We start from the raw sequence: 24,773 nt of genomic DNA, 5'->3' as shown, positions 1-24,773 counted from the left end.
ATGGGAGTAGCGCATGGCTACTTGACCAGCAGCATGCGCTCCAGGGACAGACGGGCTTTGTCGGCAACCTGCGGCGGCACGTAGATCTGCGGAGACATGTTCTCCAGGCAGCGCACGAGCTTCTTCAGGTTGTTGACCTTCATGTTCGGGCAGACGAGATACTTCGTGGCGAAATGGAACGTCTTGTCCGGGCTGTCCAGGCGAAGCTGGTAGCCGGTGCCGTCCTCGGTGCCGACGATGAATTCCTTGTTCGGCGATTCCTTGCAGTATTTGATGATCGCAGTCGTGCTGCCGACAAAATCTCCGAGCGCGACGACTTCCGGACGGCATTCGGGATGGACGACAAACTCCGCGTTCGGATATTTGGCCTTCATCTCCTCGACGTCCTTGACGGTCAGCATGTCATGCGTATTGCAGTAGCCTTCCCAGATGATCATCTTTTTGTCCGTCTTCTGCTGGACGTAGTGGCCGAGGTTTTTGTCCGGCACCCAGATGATCTCGTCGCCTTCGACCGAGTTGACGACCTTGACGGCGTTCGCCGACGTGCAGCAGATGTCGGTCTCCGCCTTGATTTCGGCCGAGGAGTTGATGTACGTGACGACCTTGGCGTTCGGATGCTGGGCCTTCAGCTTGCGGAGCCCGTCGACGTTGACCATGTCGGCCATCGGGCAGCCGGCGCGCTCGTCGGGAATGATGACCGTCTTGTTCGGAGCGAGAATCTTGGCGCTCTCCCCCATGAAGTGCACGCCGCAGAATACGATCGTGTCCGCATCCGTCTCAGCGGCCTTTTGGGCGAGCAAAAAGGAATCTCCCCGGAAATCGGCCACTTCCTGAATTTCGTCCCGCTGGTAATAGTGGGCGAGAATGATCGCGTTGCGCTCCTTCTTGAGCTGCAGCAGCCTCTCCCGCAATTCCCGGTTTTGCTCTGCCTTGCGTTCCAGAGCCAGTGCTTCCACGGCGCTTCCTCTCCTTCGGTCCATCGAGTCGCCAGCCGCTTGTCATGCCGAGCCGACCCGTATAGTATGCGGCATTCGTCCCCGTCTCAATAGGGAACGGAAGCCGTTTCAAGCAAGTGAAATGATTCACATGTTACAAAGAAGTGACGAATCAGTACACCTAATTTACACTTCGCCGGGTACACTGTCAACCGACGGTTCAAGCGATTTCAAGACCATTTCCCAGGAAATTGAAACGGAAAGAAAAAAGCTCCCCGCAAGTGCGGGAAGCCGGGGAAAAGCCTGCTTCACTGGCTCTCCCGCAAGTGCGGGAAGCTGGGGAAAATCAGCGCTTGCTGGGATCGTAAGGCTCGCCGACTGCGGCCGGAGCCCGGCTCTTGCCTGCGGCGATCGCCAGCACGAGCAAAGTCAGCACGTACGGAAGCATGTACAGGAACTCGTTCGGAATCGACTTCGACCAGTCGAACAGGCCCGCCTGGAAGCGGAGCGCTTGCGTGAACCCGAAGAACAGCGCCGCTGCGGCCGCGCCGATCGGATGCCAGCGGCCGAAGATGACCGCCGCGATCGCGATGAAGCCTTGGCCGCTGATCGTCGTGTGCGAGAAGTCGTACGTCGTCGTCAGCGAGATCGTCGCGCCGCCGAGGCCGGAGAGCGCGCCGCTCAGCAGGACGCCGATGTAGCGGTACTTGGTGACGCTGATGCCGACCGTGTCGGCCGCGCCCGGATGCTCGCCGACCGAGCGCAGGCGCAGGCCGAAGCGCGTGCGGTAAAGCGCGTACCAGCTGACGAAAACGAGCAGGTAGCACAGGTACGTCGTCGGGTACGCCTTGAACAGCGCGTCGCCGATCAGCGGGATGTCCGACAGGAACGGCACGTTGTACTTGGTGAACGCGATGCCGGACAGGTTCTCCGTCTGGCCCGAACCATTGAACAAGCTCTTGACGAGGTAAACCGTCAGGCCGAGCGCCAGGATGTTGATGACGACGCCGATGATGACCTGATTGGCCTTGAACGTGATCGTCGCGACCGCATGCAGCAGCGAGAACGCCGCTCCGAGCACGATCGACATCAGCACGCCGAACCAGGCCGACGCGCCGCCGAGGCCCCACTCATGGCCGTAATAGGTGAAGACGGCGGAGCTGAAGGCGCCGATGATCATGAGGCCCTCGAGGCCGATGTTGACGACGCCCGAGCGCTCCGAGAAGATGCCGCCGAGCGCGACCAGAATGAGAGCGGTCGAGAAGACCAGCGTCGTATTGAGCAGAAGACCGATTGTATCCATCTAGGCCGCCTCCTTCCTTTCTTCGCGCCGTTTGCGGAAGAACGGCTTGAGGAACCATTTGACGATGCCGTGGCTGGCGACGAAGAAGATGACCGCCCCGATGACGATGCGGATGATCTCGTTCGGCACGTCGGCCTCGAAGCTCATGCCGGTGGAGCCGTAGCTGAGGAAGCCGAACAGCAAGCCGCCAAAGATGATTCCGAACGGATTGTTGCCGCCGAGCAGCGAGACGGCGATGCCGTCGAAGCCGTAGCCCGGCAAGGCGTTCATGACCGCCATCGACTTGAACACGCCGAGCGATTCGAACGCGCCGCCCAGGCCGGCGAGCGCGCCGGAGATCATCATCGCCTTGACGATGCTGCCCTTGACGTTGATGCCGGCATAGTGGGCCGCGTCCGGATTGAAGCCGGAGGCGCGCAGCTCATAGCCTTGGCGGGTGCGCCACAGGATATAGTAGAAGACGAACGCGCACAGCACCGCGACCAGCGTGCCCCAATGGACGCGGGCGTTGTCGAGGATGCTGACAAGCCAGTCCATCGAGGCCGAGGCCGTCTCCTGGATGTCCTTGGAGCGGTTCTGTCCCGACTCGACCATGACGACGCGCACCATGTAGTTGGCGAGGTAGTAGGCGATCCAGTTGAGCATGATCGTCGAGATGACCTCGTTGACGCCGCGCGAAGCCTTCAGCCAGCCGGCGATGCCGGCCCAGAGCGCGCCAGCGATGCCGCCGACGATGACGGCGAGCGGCATGTGGATGAACCACGGCAGGTCGAGGTTGATGCCGATCCACGTGGCGGCCGTCATGCCGGTGATGAACTGGCCCTCGGCGCCGATGTTGAACAGGCCGGCACGAAACGCGAAGGCGACCGCGAGACCGGTGAAGATGAGCGGCGTGACTTGGCGGATCGCTTCGCCGAAATCGTATTTCGAGCCGAAGATCTTGTTGAGCATCGCTCCGTACGCTTCCCACGGGTTGTAGCCGCCGAGCCACATGACGATGGCGCCGACGAGCAGGCCGAGCACGATCGCGACGAACGGCACATAGGTCTCCTGCTTGGTGAAGATCTTGTTGAACGCTTGCACTTAGCTTTCCCCCTGTCTAAGGGCGGTATCGGACGCGGCGCTGCCGAGAGCGTTGCCCGCCATCATGAGGCCGATCTGCTCTTCGTTCTTCTCGTCGGCATCCATCTGGCCCATGATGCGGCCCTCGTAGATGACGGCGAGACGGTCGGAGAGGCCGTACAGCTCCTCGAGCTCGAACGAGACAAGCAGCACCGCCTTGCCGGCGTTGCGGGCTTCGATCAGCTGCTTGTGCACAAACTCGATCGCGCCGACATCAAGGCCGCGGGTCGGCTGCACGGCGATGATCAGCTCCGGATCGCGCGTCAGCTCGCGGGCGATGATCGCCTTCTGCTGATTGCCGCCGGACAGCGACCGCGCCTCCGTATGGATGCTCGACATGCGCACGTCGAATTCAGCCGCGAGCTTCGTCGCGTTTTCGTCCATCGCCTTGTAGTTCAAAATGCCGCTGCGCGTGTAGGGAGCCCGGTAATAATTACCCAGGACCATGTTCTCGCTCACGGAGAAATCGAGCACGAGGCCGTGCTTGTGGCGATCCTCCGGGATATGCGAGACGCCTGCCTCGGTCACCTGACGCACCGACGAGCCGAGCAGCTCCTGCCCGTGGATGCGAACCGAGCCGCCGCTAGCTTTGCGCATGCCGGTGATCGCCTCGACAAGCTGCGTCTGGCCGCTGCCGTCGACGCCTGCGATGCCATAGATCTCGCCGGCGCGGATCTGGAAGCTGACGTTATCGACGACTGCCTTGCCGTGCTCGCCTTGGACCGTAAGGCCGCTCACCTCGAGAATCGCCTTGCCCGGCTTGGACTTCTCTTTGTTCACTTGGAAGTTGACCGAGCGTCCGACCATCATTTCGGCCAGCTGGCGCTCGCTCGAGTCCTTGACCGCGACCGAGCCGACGACCTTGCCGCGGCGAATGACCGTGCAGGTGTCGGCGATCGCCATGATCTCCTTGAGCTTATGGGTAATAAGGATGATTGACTTGCCCTCGCGAGCGAGGGCGCGCAGAATCTCGATCAGTTCCTCGATCTCCTGCACGGTCAGCACCGCCGTCGGCTCGTCGAAGATCAGGATGTCGGCGCCCCGGTACAGCGTCTTGAGAATCTCGACGCGCTGCTGCATGCCGACGGTGATGTCCTCGATGCGTACGTGCGGATCGACCTTCAGGCCGTACTGGTCCGACAGCTGACGCACGCGTTCGCCCGCGCCCTTGATGTCGACCTTGATGCCCTTGGTCGGCTCGTTGCCGAGGATGATGTTCTCCGCGACCGTGAACGGCTTGACCAGCTTGAAGTGCTGATGGACCATCCCGATGCGCAGCTCGATGGCCTTGCCGGCGCCGTCAATGACGACCGGCTTGCCGTCGATCTCGATATGGCCCTCGTCCGGCTGGTACAGGCCGAACAGGATATTCATCAGCGTCGACTTGCCCGCTCCGTTCTCGCCGAGCAGCGCATGGATTTCCCCTTTGCGCAGCTGGAGGCTGATGTTGTCATTCGCGACGATGCCCGGGAACCGCTTTGTAATCCCTTTCAACTCTGCCACGATAGGCTGCTGTCCCATGCCTCTCTCTCCTTTCCTTGCCCTCAAGCCCTTTACGCGAAAAAGAACAAGGCCGGCTCTGGGGCTGGCCTTGTCTGATTCCATTTGAAGCGTGTCTTATTTCGCAGGAACGGTGATTTCTCCGTTCACGATTTTCGTCTCGTATTCCTTGACTTTAGCCATGATGTCTTCGGATACGTTCGGGTTGTTCTCCGGCAGGCCGACAGCGCCGTCCTTCAGCGTCAGCGTACGGGTCGTGCCGCCTTTGAAGTTGCCGTCGATCAGTTCCTGGGATACGATTTGCACCGCTTGGTCGACGCGCTTGACCATCGACGTCAGCGTGATGTCGTTGCCGAACTCGATCGATTGGTCTTTGTCGACGCCGATGACCCATACTTTTTCGCCTTTGGAGACGCGGTCTTTGGCTTCCGTGAAGACGCCGTTGCCGCTGCCGCCTGCAGCATGGTAGATGATGTCGTTGCCGTCGTTGTAGAGCGTCGCAGCGGATGCTTTGCCAAGGTCAGGCTTGGTGAAGTCGCCGACGTATTGGACCGTTACTTTGGCATCCGGGTTGACGGCTGCGACGCCTGCCACGAAGCCCGCTTCGAACTTCTTGATCAGATCGCCTTCTACGCCGCCGACGAAGCCGACTTTGTTCGTCTTGGTCGTCAGGCCTGCGACGACGCCGACGAGGAAGGAGCCTTCGTTCTCAGCGAACATGACGGACTCGACGTTAGGAGCGCTCACTTCGCTGTCGATGCTCGCCAGCTTTGCTTCCGGGTTTTGCGTCGCGACCGTCGTGATCGCTTTGTTCATCATGAAGCCGATGCCCCACGTCAGGTTATAGCCCGCTTTGACCATCTGGTTCAGGTTCGGTTCGAAATCGCTCTCGCCCTTGCTCTCCAGATACTTGATCTCGGCGCCGGTGTCCTTTTCGAGCTGCTGCAGGCCTTCCCATGCGGATTGGTTGAACGATTTGTCGTTCACGCCGCCGCCGTCGGTAACCATGCCGATCTTGAAGTCCTTGCCGGCATCGCTGCCTGCGCCTGCATTTTCGGTGTTCGCTGCCGCGCCGCCATTGTTTGTCTCGGAGTTGTTGCTCTTCGAGCCGCAGCCGCTAACGACGAGCATCAGTGCCAGAGCGGAAACGCTGAGTACATGGAACGGTTTGCTTGTCCATTTCATCTTTGTCTTTCTCCCCTGTTCTTCACCATAGGTTATTGGTTGGATATAGATAGTATAGCCTATATTCATCAAGAGTCAACGAGAAAATGTAACTAATCCTGACATAATGAAAGCCATTACAAAATAAAATTCCGAATATAATGTCGGTTCATGACAACATTTCGGATGAACATGCATATTGCAGCATAAATATCTAACATCAACGTTACATATTCGTGCGCAATGCATGGTTTGGCTTCCATCAAGTTGATCTCATTATTCCCTGACCCTCGCTTATTATACCCGAACGCCTTGAACAGAAGCAACAGCCCCCATGCACAAATGTGCATGGGGGCTGCGCCGAATAGTTCGATTGTCACGCCTTGTCTGTCGGGCCCGGCTCGCCGCCGGCGGCCGAATCGGCAGGCGCGGCATCGGAGCCTTCGCGGATGCCTTCACCGCCTGGGGCATCGCCCGGCTCGCGGCCTTGAATGCGGACCTTGACGCCGCCGATGGAGTCGATCGTCGGCTCGCCGCCTGGCTCGGAGCCTTCGCCGCCCTCGCCGCCTACGCCGTTGCCTTCGACCGATCCGGTCTCCAGCAGGTTGCGGATCTGCTCGAGATCGAGCGTCTCTTGCTGCAGCAGCGTCTGTGCGATGAGGTGGACTTCCTTGCTCCGCTCGGTGAGCAGGTTTTTGGCGCGCTCGTAGCATTCGTTGATGAACGTCTGCATCTCCTGGTCGATCTCATAGGCGATCTTGTCGGAGTAGTTCTGCTCGTGGCCGATGTCGCGGCCGAGGAACACCTGTCCCTGCGAGCTGCCGAACTGCATCGGGCCGAGCTTGTCGCTCATGCCGTATTCCATGACCATGCTGCGCACGATGCTCGTCGCCTGCTTGAAGTCGCTGTAGGCGCCGGTGCCGATCTCGCCGATGAACAGCTCCTCGGCGACGCGGCCGCCGAGCAGGCCGGTAATCTTGTCGAGCATCTCTTGCTTGGTGATCAGCATGCGGTCTTCCTTCGGCAGCATGATGACGTAGCCGCCGGCGCGTCCGCGCGGGATGATCGTCACTTTATGCACCATGTCGGCGTTCTCGAGGAAGTAGCCGATGATCGTATGGCCCGCCTCGTGGTAAGCGACGATCCGCTTCTCGCGGTCGCTGATGACGCGGCTTTTCTTCTCGGTGCCGACGATGACGCGGTCGACTGCCTCGTCGATCTCGATCATGGCGATGTCCTTCTTGTTGCGGCGCGCCGCAAGCAGCGCGGCCTCGTTGAGCAGGTTCTCCAGATCGGCGCCGGTGAAGCCGGTCGTCCGCTTGGCGACGACGTCGAGCTTGACGTCCTTGTTGAGCGGCTTGTTGCGGGCATGCACCTTGAGCACGGCCTCGCGGCCCTTGACGTCGGGACGGTCGACCGTGATTTGGCGGTCGAAGCGGCCCGGACGGAGCAGCGCCGGATCGAGGATGTCGGGACGGTTCGTCGCGGCGACGATAATGATGCCCTCGTTGGCGCCGAAGCCGTCCATCTCGACGAGCAGCTGGTTGAGCGTCTGCTCGCGCTCGTCGTGGCCGCCGCCAAGGCCGGCGCCGCGCTGGCGTCCGACGGCGTCGATCTCATCGATGAAGATGATGCACGGCGCGTTTTTCTTGGCGTTCTCGAACAGGTCGCGGACACGGGAAGCGCCGACGCCGACGAACATCTCGACGAAGTCGGAGCCCGAGATGCTGAAGAACGGCACGCCTGCTTCGCCGGCGACCGCGCGGGCAAGCAGCGTCTTGCCTGTGCCCGGAGGTCCGTTCAGCAGGACGCCCTTCGGAATGCGGGCGCCTACGGCGGCGAACTTGCGCGGATCCTTGAGGAACTCGACGACCTCGACGAGCTCCTGCTTCTCCTCGTCGGCGCCGGCGACGTCCTCGAACGTCACGCGCTTTTTCTCTTCATTATACAAACGAGCCTTGCTCTTGCCGAAGTTCATGACTTTTCCGCCGCCGCCTTGAGCCTGATTGATCAGGAAGAAGAACAGGATGAAGATGATCACGAACGGAATGATGGAGGTCAGGAACGTGAGCCAGATGCTTTGACCTTTCATCGGCTTGTAATCGTAGTCGAATCCGTTCTGCTTCGCGGCGTCGTCGATCTCTTTGGCCGCGAACTCCTCGGCACTCGTGTAGGTGTAGAACTTCAGTGATTCGCTTTCAGCCCCCGCTGGCGCTTTTCTGTATTCACCGGTCACCAGATACGTGTAACTGTCGAATTGCACGGTCAGCTTGCTGATGTTGTCCGCCTGGAGCTCCTGGCGGAATTCGCTGTAGAAGATCTTTTCGGTGTTATCGTCCTGACCGCTGATGAACTGCACAATTCCGACGGTTACCAGGAAAATAAGCAGGTAAAATCCAGTGTTCCGGATGATTCGATTCATCCCCTACCTCCTCTCAAGACGCTTCAAATATTTTACCATAGCCGCTCCGGCGATCTCAACAGAACCCAAGCGGGCTCCGAGCCTCGCGGACTCTAGCTTATTTGCGGTAGACTTCCGGCTTGAGGATGCCGATGTACGGCAGGTTGCGGTAGTACTCGGCATAGTCCAGTCCATAGCCTACGACAAAAGCATGAGGAAGGGTGAATCCGGTATAGTCGGCGTTGAGGTCGACCGAGCGTCCGGACGGCTTGTCGAACAGCGTGACGACCGTCACCGACTTCGCGTTGCGGCGCTCCAGCACGTCGATCAGATAGCTGAGCGTCAGGCCGCTGTCGATGATGTCCTCGACGATGAGCACGTCCCGGCCTTCGACGGAGACGTCGAGATCCTTGATGATCTTGACGACGCCGGAGGATTTGGTGGAGGCTCCGTAGCTGGAGACGGCCATGAAGTCCATTTCCAGCGGCACGCGTATTTCTTTAACCAGATCGGCCATGAAAATAAACGCGCCCTTGAGGACGCAGATGACGAGCGGATTGCGGCCCTCGAAGTCCCGGGTCAGAATCTCTCCGAGCTCCTTGACCTTGTCGCGGATCTCCTCTTCGCTGTGCAGAATTTCTTGAATGTCATTATGCAATGATGGTTCCTCCCGAATCGTCTAATCCTATTCTTATGAGCGGAATAAGTCCGGTTATTCGCCGGCGGGCTCACTCGAGCCGCCGGCCGGCCGAACCTCGGCGCGCAGCAGCAGCCGCGTGCCCTCGTCCGCGAGCGCATGGCTCGAGCGGCGGAGGCCCGGAATCCAAAGGATGCGTCCGCCGCCGTCGCACAGCAGCGGAAGGAAGGGCCTCCTGGAAGGAGGCAGCTTCCCGTCAACGAACATATCTTGCACCTTTTTGGTGCCGTTTAGTCCCAGCGGACGCATCCGGTCGCCGCTGCGCCGAGGACGGAGAAGCAGCGGGAGCTCCAGCTTGTCCCAATCAAAAAAAGCGGTCCGCGCGTCCGCGTCCGAAGCCGCGAAGCGCGCCGTACCGTCCCTCGTGTGGCGATGGGCGCTGAACCGGATCTCCAGCCCCGCCTCCGCGATCGTCCAGACGCCATCCGGCTCCGGGATCTCGACCGCGTAGGGCAGCGGCTTCTCGTCCGCGCGGCGGGTCCAGGCAAGCCGGCCGTATTCCCGTCGGAACCGCAGTCCTCTCGACAGGTCGACCCGCCAGCTCGCAGGCGTGCCGGACAGCGCGCCGACACGGATCCGCTCCACTTCGTCAAAGCTGGAGGGCGCCATTTCCAGAGCAAGATAATCTAATATTAGTTTAATCAATCTTCTTTGTAAAGCGACGTGGAGGGCCGCAAAAGCCGCGCCGGACATCGTCAAACCGCCTCTTTCGGACACGACGCTCGAGGCGAAAACCTCCTTGGTCCTGGCATCGAGGTAGTCCGACTCGGCCGACGCCGATTCGGCCGTCCGGCAGAGCGATTCGGCGAGCCGTCCGTTGAACGTCTCCAGATAAGGCATCGCCTCCAGCCGAATCGCATTGCGCGTGTAGTCGGCCGAGCGATTGCTGGCGTCCTCCTCGTACGGAACGCCATGCCGCTCGCAGTAGGCCAGCAGGTCCGGCTTATGTATACGCAGCAGGGGGCGGATCAGTTCCGCCTTTCCTTCCTGCCGCCGCAGCGGAATGCCGGACAGCCCTGCCGACGAGCTGCCGCGCAGCAGCCGCATGAGCACCGTCTCCGCCTGATCGTCCGCATGATGGGCGAGCGCGATGCGCGGCGCCCCCGCCCGCTCGGCGGCCTCCAGCAGGAAGCGGTAGCGCAGCCTCCGGGCCTCCGCCTGCTTGTTGCCTCCATGCTCCGCCAGATGCGCGGGCACGTCCAGCTCGGCCGTATCGCAGGGCACGCCGAGCCGGGCGCAGAAGCCGCGCACCGTCTCGGCCTCGCGCGCGGAGGCTTGCGGGCGGAACCCGTGATCGGCATGCGCCGCGGCCACGGACACGCCGAGCTGCGGCGCCGCGGCATGCAGCGCATGCAGCAGCGCCATCGAGTCGGGCCCGCCGCTCACGGCGACGAGCACCGTGTCGCCCGGCTCCCAGAGCCGCTCGTCCGCTCCCATCCGCAGCAGCTCCCGACGCACGCGGTCCGGATCGCCGGCGCTTGCCGGCGGCCTCAGCGGCTCCGGGCGCGTACGATCCGGCTGGCCGGAATCGGTTGATGCCATGACGCTTCCTCCTTGTCGTCGAATCCTCTCGTTCTAGCCGAGCCCGCCGCCCAGCCAGAACGCCGAAGCCGCCAGCCCTGCGGCGGCGGCAAGAAACAGCGCTTTGGTCCACCAAGGCACCGGCTTCGCGGGACGGGAGACGCGGTGCATGACGGCTTTCCAGGCATGGGACGCCTCCGCCGCGTCGGCGAAGCCGCCCGCGAGCGCGCGCGCCAGCCAGCCGGAGAACGGCCGCAGCTGCGGCGCGTCCTGGGCGAGCTTCAGCACGTCGCCCGCGCTGCGGTTTTGCGGGAGCGTGCCGGAGGCGGCCCGATGAAGCTCCTTTTCGGCGAACAGCTGCACGCACAGCACCGCGAACGAGAACAGGTCGTATCCGGCATCCGAAGCGCGGGTGCCGGCGTTCCAATAGCCGCGATCGTAGATCTCGGTGAACTGGCGGATGCCCTTGCCGAAGGCGGTCACGCCGCCGTAATCGATCAGCTCGACGCGCCCGTACTCGGCCGCGAGCACGTTGTCGATCTTGAGATCGCCGAATGCCCAGCCGGAGGCATGAAGCTCGGCGAGCCGCAGCAGCAGGTTGTATCCGGCCAGCGGAAACCATTCGTCGCCGCTCGCGGCCAGAAAAGCCGGCAGCTTGGCCCCGCGCACGTAGCGCATGACGTAGAACGGGTACTCCTTGCCGGAGACGAGCTTCAGGTCGTCCACGTCCAGCAGGTACGGACTCGCCCCGCCGCCGCGCGGCTGCTGCTTCTCCAGCGCCTTGAGCACGTTGATCTCCGACTGCAGGTCCGCCGTGTCCATCCCGACCTTGAGCGCGAGCAGCCGGCCCTCTTGCTGGACCAGGTACACCTTGCCGTTGGCGCCTTCTCCGAGCATCCGCTCGACGCGGTACCGGCGGCGGCGCCACTTGCCCGTAATGACCATGCCCCGGTCCAGATCAAGCTTAGCCGACGTAGCCACTCCTCATCTCGTCCTCCTCGCCGCCCCTTCGCCGGTCGCCGGCGCTGTCGCGATAATACTGGATCACCTGGCGAAGCGCCGGTCCCGTCGGCGTCGTGCCCCGCATCTGCAGCTTGGGAAACAGCGCCTGCACGCCGCTCAGATCGCTCGTCCACTCGCGGTCGAGCGCCGCGTCGTCGCCGTGCCGGTCGCCCGGGAAATGGAATACCGCCAGCTCGCTTTCGCCCTGACGCGACTGCAGGCTCAGCATGAGGTCGCGGATCGCTTCCTCGACGGCGGCGATTTTGGGCTTCATGCTGGCGCTGGCGTCGATCAGCAGGGCGACGCGCAGCCGGCTCGTCTCGCCGAGCTCGTCGATGACGCGCACGACTTCCCCGCGCCGCTCCGGCGGCAGGTCCTCGAGCGCGCCGGTGCCGCCGAGCACCGACTTGAGCTCCTTCTGCACCGCCTGCTGGATCGTCTGCACGACCGTCTTGCGCGTCATCATCTGCACCGTCTGCGACAGCTGCCGCGTGCTGACCATGCGGCTCATGCCGCCGCCCGCATGGGCGATCTCCTGGATCTCCTTGGCCCCGTACTCGCCGAGGTCGCCTCCGTCGAGCACGCCGACCACGTTCACCGTTATTCCTTCCGCAAAGGCTTCCGCCGACGCCACGACCGGATTCAGGCCGACGTTCGAGCAGCCGTCCGTAATGAGCAGAATCTGCTTCATCGCAATCCCTCCCGCTGATAGATTGAACTCTATCATTCAGTGTTGCCCCATCGGGAGAGATCTAGACCTGCGGCTCGGCGGATCGGGGCCAGCGGGAGCGCCCGTGCGGCCGTCCGGCGGGGCGCTACTTCAGCGGGTAGCCGCGCTTGTAGGCCGGCTGCTCCGTGCGCAGCCCCTCGGTCTTGAGAAGCGCGTCGACCGCCCAGTACGGATTCCGCAGCAGCGCGCGCCCGATCCCGGCGAGATCGGCGTCGCCGCTTTGCACGACCGATTGCGCGAGCTCCGGCTCGTCCAGCATGCCGACCGCGATGACCGGGATGCCGGCCGCCTCGCGCACGGCGCGGGCCATCGGCACCTGGTAGCCCGGATAGTTGCCGGGCTGGCGCTTGCCGTTTGGCGGCGCCTCGCCGCCGCTCGACACATGCAGGATGTCGACGCCGGCTTCCTTGTAGCGGCGGGCGATTTCCAGGCCGTAGTCGAGCTCGTAGCCGCCTTCGATGTATTCGGTCGCCGAGAAGCGCAGGATGAGCGGCATGTCCGCCGGCATGACCTCGCGCACGGCCGCGATCACCTCGCAGCCGAAGCGGAGCTTGTCCTGGCCGTACTCGTCCGTACGGCGGTTCAGCGACGGCGAATGGAACTGATGGATGAGGTAGCCGTGCGCTCCGTGCAGCTCGATCGTGTCGAAGCCGGCCTCGACCGCGCGCCGGGCCGCCTCGCGGAACAGGCCGACCTGACCGCGCACCTCCGCGGTCGTCAGCTCGCGCGGCGTCTTCCAGCCGGTCGGCTCGACCGGGATCGGCGAGCTGCTGACCGGCTGCTCGGCGTCGGTCGCCTTGCGCCCGGCATGGGCGATCTGCACGCCGACGCGCGCGCCGTAGCGCTGGCATTCCCGCACGATGCGGGCATAGGCCGGAATCTGCGCGTCGTCCCACAGGCCGAGGCAACGGCTGGTGATGCGGCCGTCCGGCTCGACGTTGGTCATTTCCATGATGATGAGGCCGGTGCCGCCGACCGCGCGCGAGACATAATGGACGAAGTGCCAGTCGTTCGGCGTGCCGTCCTGCTCCTCGACGGAATATTGGCACATCGGCGCCATGACGATCCGGTTTTTCAGCTCCAGCCCTTTCAGGCGGAACGGTTCCGACAGCTTGGCCATGCTCTTTCGCGCTCCTTCCGGCGGGAGCCTGCGGGCTCCTCGTCGTTTCTTTTCCTCTATTATAAGCGAACCCGGTCGAGAAAAGAAAAAACCGCTCCCCGAAGGAAGCGGCAAAGGGAGGTCAGGCTCTCGCCGACGAGCGGCGCAGCATGAGCCAGGACAGCGTCGCGAACAGGACGGCCAGCGCGAGCAGCAGCAGGCAGACTCCCTGCAGGCTGATCTGGAGGCCGGAGATCCAGTCGAAGATCGGAACCCACCAGCCGCGCAGCGAGGCGATCGTGGTGAACGCGCCGCCGAGGATGAACGTGCCGCCGTACAAGAGGAAGTTGCCCCGCTTGCCATAGCGCCGGCTCAAGCTGCCGGACACGAAGCCGCCGTAGCCCGCGAAGAGCAGCACCGTGAAATAGACCGCGAACGTCTGCCAGAACGGACCGTCCGTCGTGTAGGGAATGACGAAGAAGTGCATGCCGAACCAGCCGCCGATCGCCTGCTCGATCGAGGTCGCGACCGTCAGAAGCGCGCCGTGGAACGCCGACATCGCGAGGAAGGCGATACCGCTCCCCGTAAAGTAGTCGCGCCGGCTGATGCATAGGCTGAGCGCGAAGTTGAAGGTCCAGTAGACGGATATCATGCCGACGATAAACATGTAGATGATGATCGACAGCAGTCCTCCGGTCGTGAACGACTCCTCCCCGCCGCCGCGGTTCATGGAGAAGGCGACGACCAGATTCACCGTGAAGCTGGAGAGCAGGATGAGCCAAGGCAGCAGCAGCCAGTTGAATTTGTCTCTCCGATACATCGTAAGGATGCTCTTCAGTCCTCGATTCATGCCGATTCCTCCTTGCCGCGGGCCGCATGGGCCGTCAGGTCGACGATCAGCTGCTGCAGCGGCAGCGGCTCCGCCTCCAGCCCAGCCTCAAGCGCCAGGGCGATGCCGTTCTCGCCCGGCTCGCCGGCCAGCACCGAGGCGACAGCCGAGCCGCCGATCGTCTCGCGGCGCAGCACTCTCCGGCCCGCCGTGACGGCGTCGACCTTGGCGGCCGAGCCGCTCACCCGGTAGGCGCGGGAGCGCAGCGACTCCGCATCCTCGCTCAGCAGCAGCCGGCCGCCGTCGATGACATGGATCGCCTCCAGCAGCCGGCTCACCTCGTCGATCAGATGAGTCGACAGCACGACCGTGCGCGGATGCTCGGCGTAATCCTCGATCAGGCGGTCATAGAACAGCGAGCGCGCGACGGCGTCGAGGCCGAGGTACGGCTCGTCGAACAGCGTCAGCTCCGCCCGGCTCGACAGCCCGACGACGATGCCGACCGAGGAGAGCATGCCGCGCGAGAAGCCTTTGATCTTCTTGCGGCGGGGAAGGCGGAACGACTCCACGAGCTCGCCGGCGAGCGCCTCGTCCCAGTTCGGATACAGCGCGCGGGCCGTCGCCAGCACGTCCTCGACATGGAACATATCCGGGTATCTCTGGCTTTCCTTGATGAAGCAGATCTTGCTGAGCGCCTCGCGGTTCTCGTACGGCTGCTGCCCGAAGATGCGGACCTCGCCGGACGTGGCGAACAGCTGCGCGGTCGCGATGCTCATGAGCGTCGTCTTGCCCGCGCCGTTGCGCCCGAGCAGGCCGTGGATGAGGCCGGCCTCCAGCTTCAGGCTCACGCCGTCCAGCGCCTTTTGGGCGCCGTAGCTCTTGGTCAGCCGGTCGGCCTCCAGCGCGTAGGCGGCCTGCGTCCGGTCCTTGACGGTCATCATATGCTCAGCCCCTCCCTTTCTCCTGAATGATGGCCGCCAGCCGGCCGCTGTCGATGCCGAGCTTCTCCGCCTCGCGCAGCAGCGGCACGACGTACTGCTCGTAGAACTGCTCCCTGCGTCTTTCCATCAAGCGCTCCCGCGCCCCTTCCGCCACGAACATGCCGATCCCTCTCTTCTTGTAGAGAATGCCTTGATCCACCAAAAGATTGACGCCCTTGGCCGCAGTCGCCGGATTGATGCCGTAGAACTGGGCGAAATGCGTCGTCGAAGGCGCCTGCCCTTCCTCCGGGAGCGATCCGTCTACGATGTCATCCTCGATCTTCTCCGCGATCTGCTGAAAGATCGGCCTCCCGTCATCCTTGAGAAAGCTCAACTTGCCTCACCACCACATTGGTTAATTACTCATGTAACTAACCATATAACCTATGCGGGAGAATGTCAAGGGATGCGGGCGTAACATTCATACAAGGAAATTAGATTAGTTTGTAATATTTGGATCTGCATGATATTTTCAATTCACATGCATAGAGGAGGTAAGAGATGACGATTTTAAAGGAAGACGCTCATTGGCATAGCATTTTAAAGGAGAGAATCGCTGATTTAGAACGTACCATTGAAAATATGGGACTAAAACGAGGAAAAATATTTTTGGAATGGATGGAAACTCAAAACAAGTACCTAAAGTGGGAAACAGGTTTTGAACCATCGAAGCTCCGAAAATATAATCGTGGAGAGATCATCTTTGTCAATTTTGGGTTTAATCCAGGATCGGAAATCGGGGGACTTCATTATGCAGTCGTAGTGGATGAAAATGAGAAATCAAATCCGGTCGTAAATGTCGTGCCTCTCGGATCTCTTGAGAATAGCCAACCTAGGAGTATCTTACATAAGCATGAAATATATATAGGAGTTTTGGAAGATCTTAATGGAAAAGAGGCTTTTGCTATTCCAAACCAATTACAACCGATTAGCAAACTACGGATCTACAAGCCAAGAAGAGCTGCTGATAAAGTGTTTAAATTGCCCGCACCATTTTTAGATTTAATCGATAATAAAATTTTGGAACTGTTTACACCCAGATATTCGTCGGCTATCAAACTAATGGAGCAGGCAACTAATACAGCAGCTGCAAGCCGAGAAAATGACTCACAATAAACTATTGCATTTATCTAAAGATATATGCTATACTGTCTGGAGCGCCTTAAACAATGCCCTTTGGACTTTGTCCACTGCGGTCCTAAAAAGATTAAACGTACTTTAAAAGAGAAGACCGTCCCCTTAGGGGACGGTCTTCTTCGTCCTAAATTCCGAAAAGTAGTTCTCATTAACTGTTAATAATTTTACCTGTTGGATAATGGAGTCATCGGGAAGTCCCTTCCTCTAGATTGTCTTCCATCACCTAAAAGATGCAGCTGCCTCCATTTCAGCACATGTGGATCAAAGGAAACTCTCATTGAACGCAATAAAACGAACCGCTCTTCGGAAAAATCCCGAGGAGCGGTTCGTTTTTACAGGGATGTCTATTCGAACGAAGCTTGGGCCAGCAGGCGCTGCAGGAGCGCGGCGCTCTCGGCGCGAGTCGCGCCGGCGAGCGGCTGGAAGCGGCCCTGGTCGTCGCCTTGGATGAGGCCGTAGCGGCTAAGCTCCGCCGCTGCTGCCTGGGCCCACGAGGCGATGCGGCCGCTGTCGGCGAAGGCGACGGCTTCCGCTTGCGGAGCGGAGGCCTGGCGCCCGGCCAGCTGCACGGCGCGCAGCGTCATGACCGCCATCTCTTGGCGGGTGATGCGCTGCTGCGGACGGAAGCTGCCGTCCTCGTAGCCGCCGATCAGGCCCGCCTCGGCAGCGGCGGCGATGCCGTCCGCGTACCAGGCTCCCGCCGCGATGTCGGTGAACGATGCGGCGGAGCCGGCGGTCAGGCCGAGCGTGCGGGCCAGCAGCACCGCAAACTCGGCGCGCGTCACGGCATCGCCCGGAGCGAACGCCGAAGCGGTCTTGCCAGCGACGATGCGCTTGCCGGCCAGCTCTTGCACCGCCGCGGCGGCCCAGTGGCCGTGCATGTCGGCGAAGGCGGCGGCTGCACCGCCCAGGGCGACATAGCTGCTGTTGCCGCGGCTGAAGAAGACGATCTGGCCGTCCTGCACGATGAACGGTACCGGCACGTAGGCCAGCTGGCCGGAGGCGTCGGAACTGAGGCGCACGATCGCCGTCACGGCTGCAGTGTCAGCGAGGCGGAGCGAGCGCGGAACGTAGGAGCCGAAGCGGTTCGGCTCGGACGTCTTGCCGTCGACCGTCAGCGCAAGCTCGTACTCGGCAGCGCCGATTGCCGGCAATCCCGCAGCCTTGGCGAGGTCGAGGCCTGCCTGGGCGCTGCCGATCTTGACGGTCAGCGCGGCGTTGGCGGCACCTTTAGCCAGCGACTCCAGCAGCGCGCGGGTAAGGACGTAGCTGCCCTGCGGCGAGGATACAGCTGCCTCGCGGAAGCTCGGCGCGCCCAGCAGGGCGGCGACCGTGCCGGAAGCGAGCGTCACCTCGGTCCGGTCGAAGGAACCGGCTGCGGATGCAGCGATGGTCAGCTTGCCGTCGGCTGCGGCTTGCAGCGCGGCAAGCGCCTGCTCCGCTCCGACGGTCGCGGTTCCGACGGTCAGGCCCGCCTGTTCGCTCAGCTGCAGCGGAGCGGTGATCGCCCCTGGCTTGGCCGTAGGCGCAGGCGTTGTCGAAGCCGTCGGCTGCGGCGTCGCCGTACCTGTCGGCGTTGCCGTCGATGTTGGCGCCGGCGTCGGCGTTGTTGTCGACGTTGGCGTTGGCGTCGGCGTTGTTGTCGACGTTGGCGTTGGCGTCGGCGTTGTTGTCGACGTCGGCGTTGGCGTCGGATCGACCGGCAGCGGGCTGCCTTTCAGGTCGATGATGCGGCCCGCCGGAGCCGTGCTCTCATCGATCGTTTTCTTTTCCTTCAGATAAGCTTCCATCACTTCATAGTCCGGCAGATAGAGCGGCACGACTCGGCCTTCATTGTAGGCCTTGGCCAGAGAGTCGTAGAAGTCGCCGCCGCGCGCGGTGAAGGCGTTGGTCGCGAGCTCGTAGGTCGCGTCCTCCTTCATGGCGACGTAGCTGCCGTCCGGCTGCAGCGTCTCGATCTTGACGACGCGCGAGCCGGCAGGCTTGAGCGAGTCGTAGTAGAAGCGCATGCCCGCCACATGCGGGAAGCGTCCATCGGAGGCCGGAAGCTTGGAAACGCCGTTTTCGAGCGCCTCGCGGATTTCCTTGCCGGTCAGCTTGACGGTGACGAGATCGTTGTTGAACGGAAGCACCGTCAGCACCTGGCCGAGCGTAATCGTGCCGGCCTCGATCGAGGCGCGGATGCCGCCGCCGTTCTGCAGCGCGAGCGTCGCGTTCGCGCCCGCTTTGCGGGCTGCGCTCAGCATGCCGTCGGCGATCAGGCGGCCGAGGTTCGTCTCCTTGGTGCGGACGTCATCGCGCACGCCGTTCAGCACGACGGTCGACTTCGCGACTTCCTCGCGTCCGAGCGCGTCGACGCCCGGCTTGTAGTCATTCTTCAGCAGCGCCTCCGCTTCGGGATCGTTCGCCAGCACATCGGCGCTGCCGTTTTTCTCCTCGATGGAGATGAGCTTGTCGGCGTATTCGGAGATGACCCCTTCCTTGTCGAAGGCGACATCGAGGCGGCCGAGGAACTGGCCCTTCTCTCCCGTCTGCACGATCAGCGTCGGCGCTTCAAACGTGCGGTCCACGACCGCTTGCTCGAGCTTGGTGTGCGAGTGGCCGCCGACGATGACGTCGATGCCTGCCACCGCTTGCGCCAGCTCAATGTCCTCCTCGTAGCCGAGATGGGACAGGGCGATGATCTTGTCGATGCCTTGCTCCTGCAGCTGCTTGACGGCGGCTGCGGCGCTAACGGCCGGATCGGCGAACGTCACCGCTCCCGGAGACGCGATGTTGGCCGTGTCCGGCGTCGTCAGGCCAATCAGGCCGATCTGCTCGCCGCCGATCTCCTTGATCATCGTCGGATAGATCTTGCCTGCTACCGCTTGTCCGGCTCCCGCCGCCGGGCGGACGAGCGCCTGCAGCGCCGCTTCGCCGGAGAAGTCCACGTTGGACGAGACGAACGGGAACGCCGCGCCTTGCACGAAACGGGCCAGCACATCGGCGTTTTTGTCGAACTCATGGTTGCCGAACGTCATGGCGTCGTATTTCATCAGGTTCATGAACGCCAGATCGGCCATGCCTTCGTACTTGTTGAAATACAGCGTGCCGGAGAACACGTCTCCCGCATCGACGAGCAGCGGATTGACCGCGCTCGCGCGCTGCTCCTTGACCGCCGTCACGCGGCGGGCGACGGACGACGGCGCGCTCGTCGTGTCGAGGTTGGCATGCGTATCGTTCGTATGCAGCAGCGTCATGCGGAAGTCCGGCTTCGGCGCCGGCGTCAGATCGATCTGCGCGAGCACCGGATCATGGTCGGAGACGCGTCCGCGCGATTCCGGGAAGTCGGCGTTCAGGTGAACGACGTCGACCTTGGAGCCGACCAGCAGGTTGCGGCTGACGAGAATATGGTCGAGCACCTGCGAGTTGCCGTCGTACGTGTACGTGTACTGCTCGCCTGCCGGCAGCGTGTCGATCAGGTTCGCCAGCTCGCCGCCTTTAAGCTTCTCAGCGGTCGGCGTGAACTGGAAGTCGTTGAGGTCGCCGGTGACGATGACGTTCGCTTCCGGATTCGCCTGGACGATGGTCTTCACGAAGCCGTTCACGAGAGTAGCGATCTCCCAGCGCGTTGTCTCGCTGGACAGGAACGGCGGCTGCGCCGCGCCGAACGGCCCCTGGTCGCCGGTCTTGGAGTTGAAATGGTTCGCGACGACGATCACCTTGCGGCCCTGGAACACGAACTGCGCGGCCAGCGGCTTGCGCGAAGAGGCGAACGCGGCGTTCGTCGGGTCGACGCGGCCCGGGTTGAGCGTCAGCGAGTCGGAAGCGGCATCGTAGGCCGTCGCTTCCGTGGAGCCGCCCTTGCGGCCCTGCACGCTGTCCGCCAGCTGCACGCGCTCGGCGTTGTATAGGAAGCCGACGCGGATGTTGCCGCCCGGCGCTCCGCCGTCCTCCTTGTTCACCGGAGCGATGTCGACGTACGTATACGTCGGTCCGCCCTTGGCGGCGATCGACTGGATCAGCGCGGTAGCGTCCGCTTCGACGATGCCGTTGTCGGTCTCGCCGTTGCGGTCCTGCATCTCGATGACGGTGATGATGTCCGGCGCCTTGAGGTTATGCGCGATGGAGTCGCCGAGCTTCTCGATCTTCTCCGCCTTGACGCCCGGGTAGAAGTTCTCGATGTTGTAGCTGGCGACGAGCAGCTTGTCGCCCTCCGGCTGCAGCGTCGTCGTCTCCTGGGCAAAGGAGCTCGTCTCAATTGCAGGCAGGCTGCCCGGCGCCGGGATCAGCTTGAAGTTGCCGGCATGGTAGCCGAGCGCGCCTACGACGTCGCCGGCGAAGCGGTCGCCGGTGCCGACCTCGAAGCCCGGATTGGACGAGAGGATCAGGACTCGCTGCGGATTGTAGTCCTTGTAAGCGCCGAGCGCCAGGCCGCCGGCCGGCGTCACGAGGTCGGCTCCGCCGTTGTCGATGCGCGTGGCGATCGTGTACAGGCCGCTGGTGATCCAGTACGGGCTCGTGATGACCGGAGCCGGAGCTTGGACGCGCATGCCCTCGAGCGACTCGAAGAAGTCGATCGCATCGTTCTCCGGATCAAAGACGGTCATGCTGTCGTCGTCGATCGTCGGCGTCGGAATGACGCGCCCTCCGGCGCCGAGCACGACCGGAGCCGGCAGCTCATGGCCGCTCTCCAGCACGGAGATGCTGGCCAGCGCGAGCTGCGTCGTCGTCAGGTTTGTCGCCAGCCCTTCGTTGTACTCGTCGATCTTGCCGCTGACTTCGACGACATCGCCGACAGCCGGCTTTTTGGATGCATCCGTGCTGTATACGAACAGTCCCTCGGAGGTGGCCGGGTCATTGTCCGGCTCCAGCGTCTGGATGTAGAAGCCCTTGTAGGACGGGGTCGCGCTCGCCAAATTGTAGCCGAGCTGCGTGACGACGCCCTTCACGCCCTGGATCGTCTGGCCGACGAACGGGGAAGCGTGGCCCTTGCCTTGAATGTCGCGGATGCCGACCTCTCCCGCCAGCTGGTAGGAGAAGGAAAGCGTCTCGGTGCGCTGCTCGCCGTCCGTGGCGAACGCCCGGATCGTCATCGCCCGGTCGACGAGGATCGACTCCTCGTAAAGGGGGCTGGATGCGGTCGGCTCGGAGCCGTCGGTCGTGTAGCGGATCGGCAGGTCGCCGGCCGGCACGCTCAGAGCCACGCGGGTTCCAGGAGCGACGATGCCGCCGGCTGGGCTCGCGAGCACGGTGAACAGCTGGTCGACCAGCATGCCGTCATGCAGCGGCACGAGCTGGTAGATGCCCTGGTACTGCTTGACGACGCCGATGACGCGGTCGAAGGCTGCATTTTCCTTGACCTTGGCCGAGCTGGAGAAGATGGCGAAGCTGGTGTCGGAGCCGGCCTGCTTGGCCGACCAGGTGCTGCCGGACTTCGCTCCGATCGTCACATTGTCGATGGAGATGAACTGCGCTTCCAGCGCCTCGCCGGCCGGAGCGGCCAGCTGCTCCGGCGTGACGGCGCGGATCGCCGGCACCGGCTGGTCGCGCTCCAGGATCTCGAGGCTCAGTCCGGCTGCAGGCTTCAGCTCCTGCAGGTTGTTGTAGTGGACCATCTCGCCCTGCACGCTGACCCGGTCGCCCGCGCGGAGCTGGTCCGGATAGTCATACAGCACGATGGCGGCGGTATTGTCTTGGAGATAGACTTCCCTGCCGTTTACGGCGGTAACGACGCCCTCCGTCCAGACGTTGCGTCCGACCGGAGCGAGGCGGGCGTCGGCGACCGACTGCTTGGCCAGCACATCATAGGCCAGGTCGCGGGAGATGCTTCCTTCTGCGCCTTCTTTGGCGGCATAGGTGTGGAAGGTGACGGACTCCGTCAGCACGATCGGGCTGGTGAAAGCGCGATACGTGGAATCGGCGGACGTCGAGTAGTAGACGGACGCGCCAGCCGTCGCCGTCGACAGCGTCACCGCCGTGCCGGCCGGCCATGCGTTCGGAGCCGGGCTCCCCGTCACGGGCTGGACCGTCACGACCGACGGCACGTCGGACGGGGAGGCGCTGTTGCGCGGAGCCGGGGCGGCGATGTCGAAGTCGGCGACGTTGTTGTCCGTATCCTGGCCGCGGTCGTTGCCGCCTGTGACGGATGCCTTGCGGATCGCGGCGGTCGTGGCGGACAGATTGCCCGTCGGGCCAGAGCCTTCGAACGGCGTAGCCGCCGTTCCGTAGCCGACCATGTCGACGATATTGCCGGAAGCATCGGACAGGCGGACCTTGCCGCTCGCGGCGGCAAGGGCCAGGGTTCCGGTCGCATCCGGCGCCGGCAGGGCCGCTCCGTTTGCACCTCCGGACTGCTTCGTCAGGAAATAGCCTCCTGGAGCGATGGAGCCCGAAAGCATCAGAATATTGCTGTTAGGGGCGGAGGCTGGGTAACTGCCTGCGGAACTGGCATAGTCGAGCTTCCAGTCCGCAAGGCTCACCGTCTCGCTTGTAGGATTGTACAACTCGATGAAGTCGGCGTTGTACAATGCGCCGCCGTTGCCGCCAGCTCCGAAGATCTGGCTGATGACGACATGACCGGCCGCCGCGGCGCGGACGGTCGTCGCCATGCCGGCTGGCAGCAGCAGCGTCGCCAGCAAGGCGAGCACCGTGAACAGGCTGATGTTTCGTTTGGAGCGAATCAAGAAGGATACGGGGTGAGAGGGCAAAGTCGTCAGCTCCTTGAGGATAATAGAGGATATTGCGTTTATTATAGCGGAAAATTTTAGCTTGCATAGATGAATATTCATCATGAATATCATTAGTTTTTTGTAAATGAGATGCAAATTGATTCAAAGATGAATGAAAACAGATGCAGAATGTTTTCAAATTCATATGAATTCAGGCTTCCGATGGTGAAATGTCAGGTTTTCAGCGGCCACTTCATTTTGAACAAAAATTTCGGCGAGGGCCGGGTTGTTCGCTTCGCGCAAGGGGCAAAGGGAAGCAAAGGCTGTCTTGGCCTTAGTTGAACCATAGGTCCCGAACGGCAGCGGACAGCCCGTTTGAGCGCTCGCCGCCCCTCTCCGTTCGACGCCTGACATGGGAAGGCAATGAAAAAAACCGGCAGCCCGAATGGGGGCTGCCGGTCGGCAAGGTCTGGCGCGTCGCCGCATGAGGCGCCGGCTAGGATGCTGGCTCTATGCGCCTTAAAAGGCGCTCGCTCGATGAGCGCTGGCTCGGGGCGCCGCATAAGGCGCCCGCTCGGTAGGGCGGACTCGGCGCCGGATGAGGCGCCGAGCGAGATATGGAATCGCGGAGCCTTGGCGCGGCGGGCGGACGGCTGACCGCTCCGGACCCGGCGAGGCTCGGCGTCGAATGGATAAGTTCGGGAAGCTATTCGGTTGTCGCTCCCGGCTCCGGCGCCGGGCTCAGCGGGGCTTGCCGCCGCGCGCCTCCTTTCCCGGAGGTCGCCCCGGCCTCACGAGCCGCAGGCGTCCTTCCTCGCCGCCGCATGGGCTGCGCACCGGTCCGCGCCGCCTTCGGAGCGCCTGGGCGGCGCGGCTTCGTCGCCGCCCGCTCCCCGCCGCCGCAAGCACGTCGGCGGCGAGCCGCTCCAGCTGGCCGGCAGACGCCCGGCCCAGCGGCAAGGCTCCCGGCGCGGCATCCCCCTGCCGCGCCTCCGCCGCGCCGCCCGTGCCCGGCGGCGCCATGCCTCCGGCGGCGCGGCCGCGCCCGCCGCCGTGCGGCTGCGCCGGCGGCTTCGCCACGAGCTCCAGCTGCGCGCGGGAGCTCGTCCGCTCCGCCGCCGCCGTCCTCGCGCCGCCCGCTCCGCCCGGGCGGCGCCCGCCGGCTGCGGCTGCCGCGGGCATCCAGCCCTCGGCATAGCCGGAGCGCTCGGCCTCGCGCTCCGCCTGCGCGGCCGCCGCCGTCTCCATGAGCGCCGCGGCGAACGCGCGCTGCGCCATCCGCTCCTCCGCGGTCCACAGCCGCTTGCCGCGCTTCTTGTCCGCCGCGAGCCGCATCCGTTCCATCTCGCGCATCAGCAGCTCCTCGAGGCGCAGCTCCTCGAGCCGGGCCTCCGCCTCGCGGCGCTTTTCCCGCTCCTGCTCCCGGCGGCGGCGCGCCGCCTCCAGCTGCTGCTGCTCCTGCAGACGCAGCTGCTCCTCGAGCCTCTGCTGCTGCTTCTGCTGCAGGCTTTCGCGCTTCTTGCGGGAACGGGCGCTGCCCGGGTTTCTGCGGATAAGAGTGGTCATGATCGAATTCCTCCTTTGATTGGTCGAGCGGTTGATCTATGCTCAAGGTTCCGGCGGACCGCCCTCTGCGGCTCTGCCGTACGCGATTCGCGCCATGCGGCCCGGCGCCGCCATGTCCGTCCCTAACGCCCGTCATC

At 63.0% G+C, this 24,773-nt stretch carries 17 protein-coding genes; 1 reads left to right on the top strand and 16 read right to left on the bottom strand.

The annotated features are described in order from the left end of the window. Positions 1-17: 17 nt before the first annotated feature. The 14 genes from nadA to GE073_RS00380 all read right to left on the bottom strand — a co-directional run bounded on the left by nadA (position 18) and on the right by GE073_RS00380 (position 15,617). Positions 18-956, bottom strand: coding sequence for a quinolinate synthase NadA (gene nadA / locus GE073_RS00445; protein ID WP_028598302.1), 939 nt, complete (start codon positions 954-956; stop codon positions 18-20). 325 nt (positions 957-1,281) lie between these two features. Next, positions 1,282-2,238 (bottom strand): ABC transporter permease, encoded by a 957-nt coding sequence (locus tag GE073_RS00440; protein WP_028598301.1) that lies wholly within the window; start codon positions 2,236-2,238, stop codon positions 1,282-1,284. Beyond that, complete coding sequence (locus tag GE073_RS00435) at positions 2,239-3,321, bottom strand: ABC transporter permease (RefSeq protein WP_052333094.1); 1,083 nt, start codon at positions 3,319-3,321, stop codon at positions 2,239-2,241. Then, on the bottom strand, positions 3,322-4,881 hold the full coding sequence (locus GE073_RS00430; RefSeq protein WP_153782531.1) for an ABC transporter ATP-binding protein: 1,560 nt from the start codon (positions 4,879-4,881) through the stop codon (positions 3,322-3,324). A 96-nt stretch (positions 4,882-4,977) separates the two neighbouring features. Beyond that, the gene (locus GE073_RS00425; RefSeq protein ID WP_028598298.1) at positions 4,978-6,045 is read right to left on the bottom strand and encodes a BMP family lipoprotein; all 1,068 of its coding nucleotides are present in this window, start codon (positions 6,043-6,045) and stop codon (positions 4,978-4,980) included. 355 nt (positions 6,046-6,400) lie between these two features. After that, complete coding sequence (gene ftsH, locus GE073_RS00420; RefSeq protein ID WP_153782530.1) at positions 6,401-8,446, bottom strand: ATP-dependent zinc metalloprotease FtsH; 2,046 nt, start codon at positions 8,444-8,446, stop codon at positions 6,401-6,403. Positions 8,447-8,543: 97 nt separating this feature from the next. After that, the gene (gene hpt, locus GE073_RS00415; RefSeq protein ID WP_028598296.1) at positions 8,544-9,083 is read right to left on the bottom strand and encodes a hypoxanthine phosphoribosyltransferase; all 540 of its coding nucleotides are present in this window, start codon (positions 9,081-9,083) and stop codon (positions 8,544-8,546) included. Between the two features lie 54 nt (positions 9,084-9,137). Then, positions 9,138-10,664, bottom strand: a complete 1,527-nt coding sequence (gene tilS, locus GE073_RS00410; protein ID WP_153782529.1) for a tRNA lysidine(34) synthetase TilS — start codon at positions 10,662-10,664, stop codon at positions 9,138-9,140. 33 nt (positions 10,665-10,697) lie between these two features. Then, the gene (locus GE073_RS00405; protein WP_028598295.1) at positions 10,698-11,624 is read right to left on the bottom strand and encodes a protein kinase domain-containing protein; all 927 of its coding nucleotides are present in this window, start codon (positions 11,622-11,624) and stop codon (positions 10,698-10,700) included. Continuing rightward, positions 11,608-12,336: a vWA domain-containing protein gene (locus tag GE073_RS00400; RefSeq protein WP_028598294.1), complete on the bottom strand. Its 729-nt coding sequence runs from the start codon at positions 12,334-12,336 to the stop codon at positions 11,608-11,610. The genes GE073_RS00405 and GE073_RS00400 overlap by 17 nt, the downstream gene beginning before the upstream one ends. A 124-nt stretch (positions 12,337-12,460) precedes the next feature. After that, positions 12,461-13,495 (bottom strand): NADH:flavin oxidoreductase/NADH oxidase, encoded by a 1,035-nt coding sequence (locus GE073_RS00395; RefSeq protein WP_153782528.1) that lies wholly within the window; start codon positions 13,493-13,495, stop codon positions 12,461-12,463. 121 nt (positions 13,496-13,616) lie between these two features. Continuing rightward, positions 13,617-14,324 carry a hypothetical protein gene (locus tag GE073_RS00390; protein ID WP_153782527.1) on the bottom strand — a complete coding sequence of 236 codons (708 nt, stop codon included), beginning with the start codon at positions 14,322-14,324 and terminating at the stop codon, positions 13,617-13,619. Further along, positions 14,321-15,244: an ABC transporter ATP-binding protein gene (locus GE073_RS00385; protein WP_228551215.1), complete on the bottom strand. Its 924-nt coding sequence runs from the start codon at positions 15,242-15,244 to the stop codon at positions 14,321-14,323. Before GE073_RS00385 ends, GE073_RS00390 begins: the two co-directional genes overlap by 4 nt. A 4-nt stretch (positions 15,245-15,248) precedes the next feature. Then, entirely contained in the window at positions 15,249-15,617 is a 369-nt protein-coding gene (locus GE073_RS00380) for a GntR family transcriptional regulator (protein WP_028598290.1), read from the bottom strand. A 167-nt stretch (positions 15,618-15,784) separates the two neighbouring features. Between GE073_RS00380 and GE073_RS00375 the strand changes: the two genes are divergently transcribed. After that, positions 15,785-16,399, top strand: coding sequence for a type II toxin-antitoxin system PemK/MazF family toxin (locus GE073_RS00375; RefSeq protein ID WP_127464516.1), 615 nt, complete (start codon positions 15,785-15,787; stop codon positions 16,397-16,399). Positions 16,400-16,764: 365 nt separating this feature from the next. On the opposite strand, the gene GE073_RS00370 is transcribed toward GE073_RS00375, so the two are convergent. Together GE073_RS00370 and GE073_RS00365 are read right to left on the bottom strand one after the other, a co-directional pair. Next, on the bottom strand, positions 16,765-23,109 hold the full coding sequence (locus GE073_RS00370) for a 5'-nucleotidase C-terminal domain-containing protein (protein ID WP_228551214.1): 6,345 nt from the start codon (positions 23,107-23,109) through the stop codon (positions 16,765-16,767). A 702-nt stretch (positions 23,110-23,811) separates the two neighbouring features. Next, positions 23,812-24,636 carry a hypothetical protein gene (locus GE073_RS00365; protein ID WP_153782525.1) on the bottom strand — a complete coding sequence of 275 codons (825 nt, stop codon included), beginning with the start codon at positions 24,634-24,636 and terminating at the stop codon, positions 23,812-23,814. Between the last annotated feature and the right edge of the window lie 137 nt (positions 24,637-24,773).

This window comes from Paenibacillus sp. B01 (genome assembly GCF_009649995.1).
GTDB lineage: Bacteria > Bacillota > Bacilli > Paenibacillales > Paenibacillaceae > Paenibacillus_O > Paenibacillus_O pasadenensis.
This window is presented reverse-complemented; position numbering and strand designations above follow the sequence as displayed.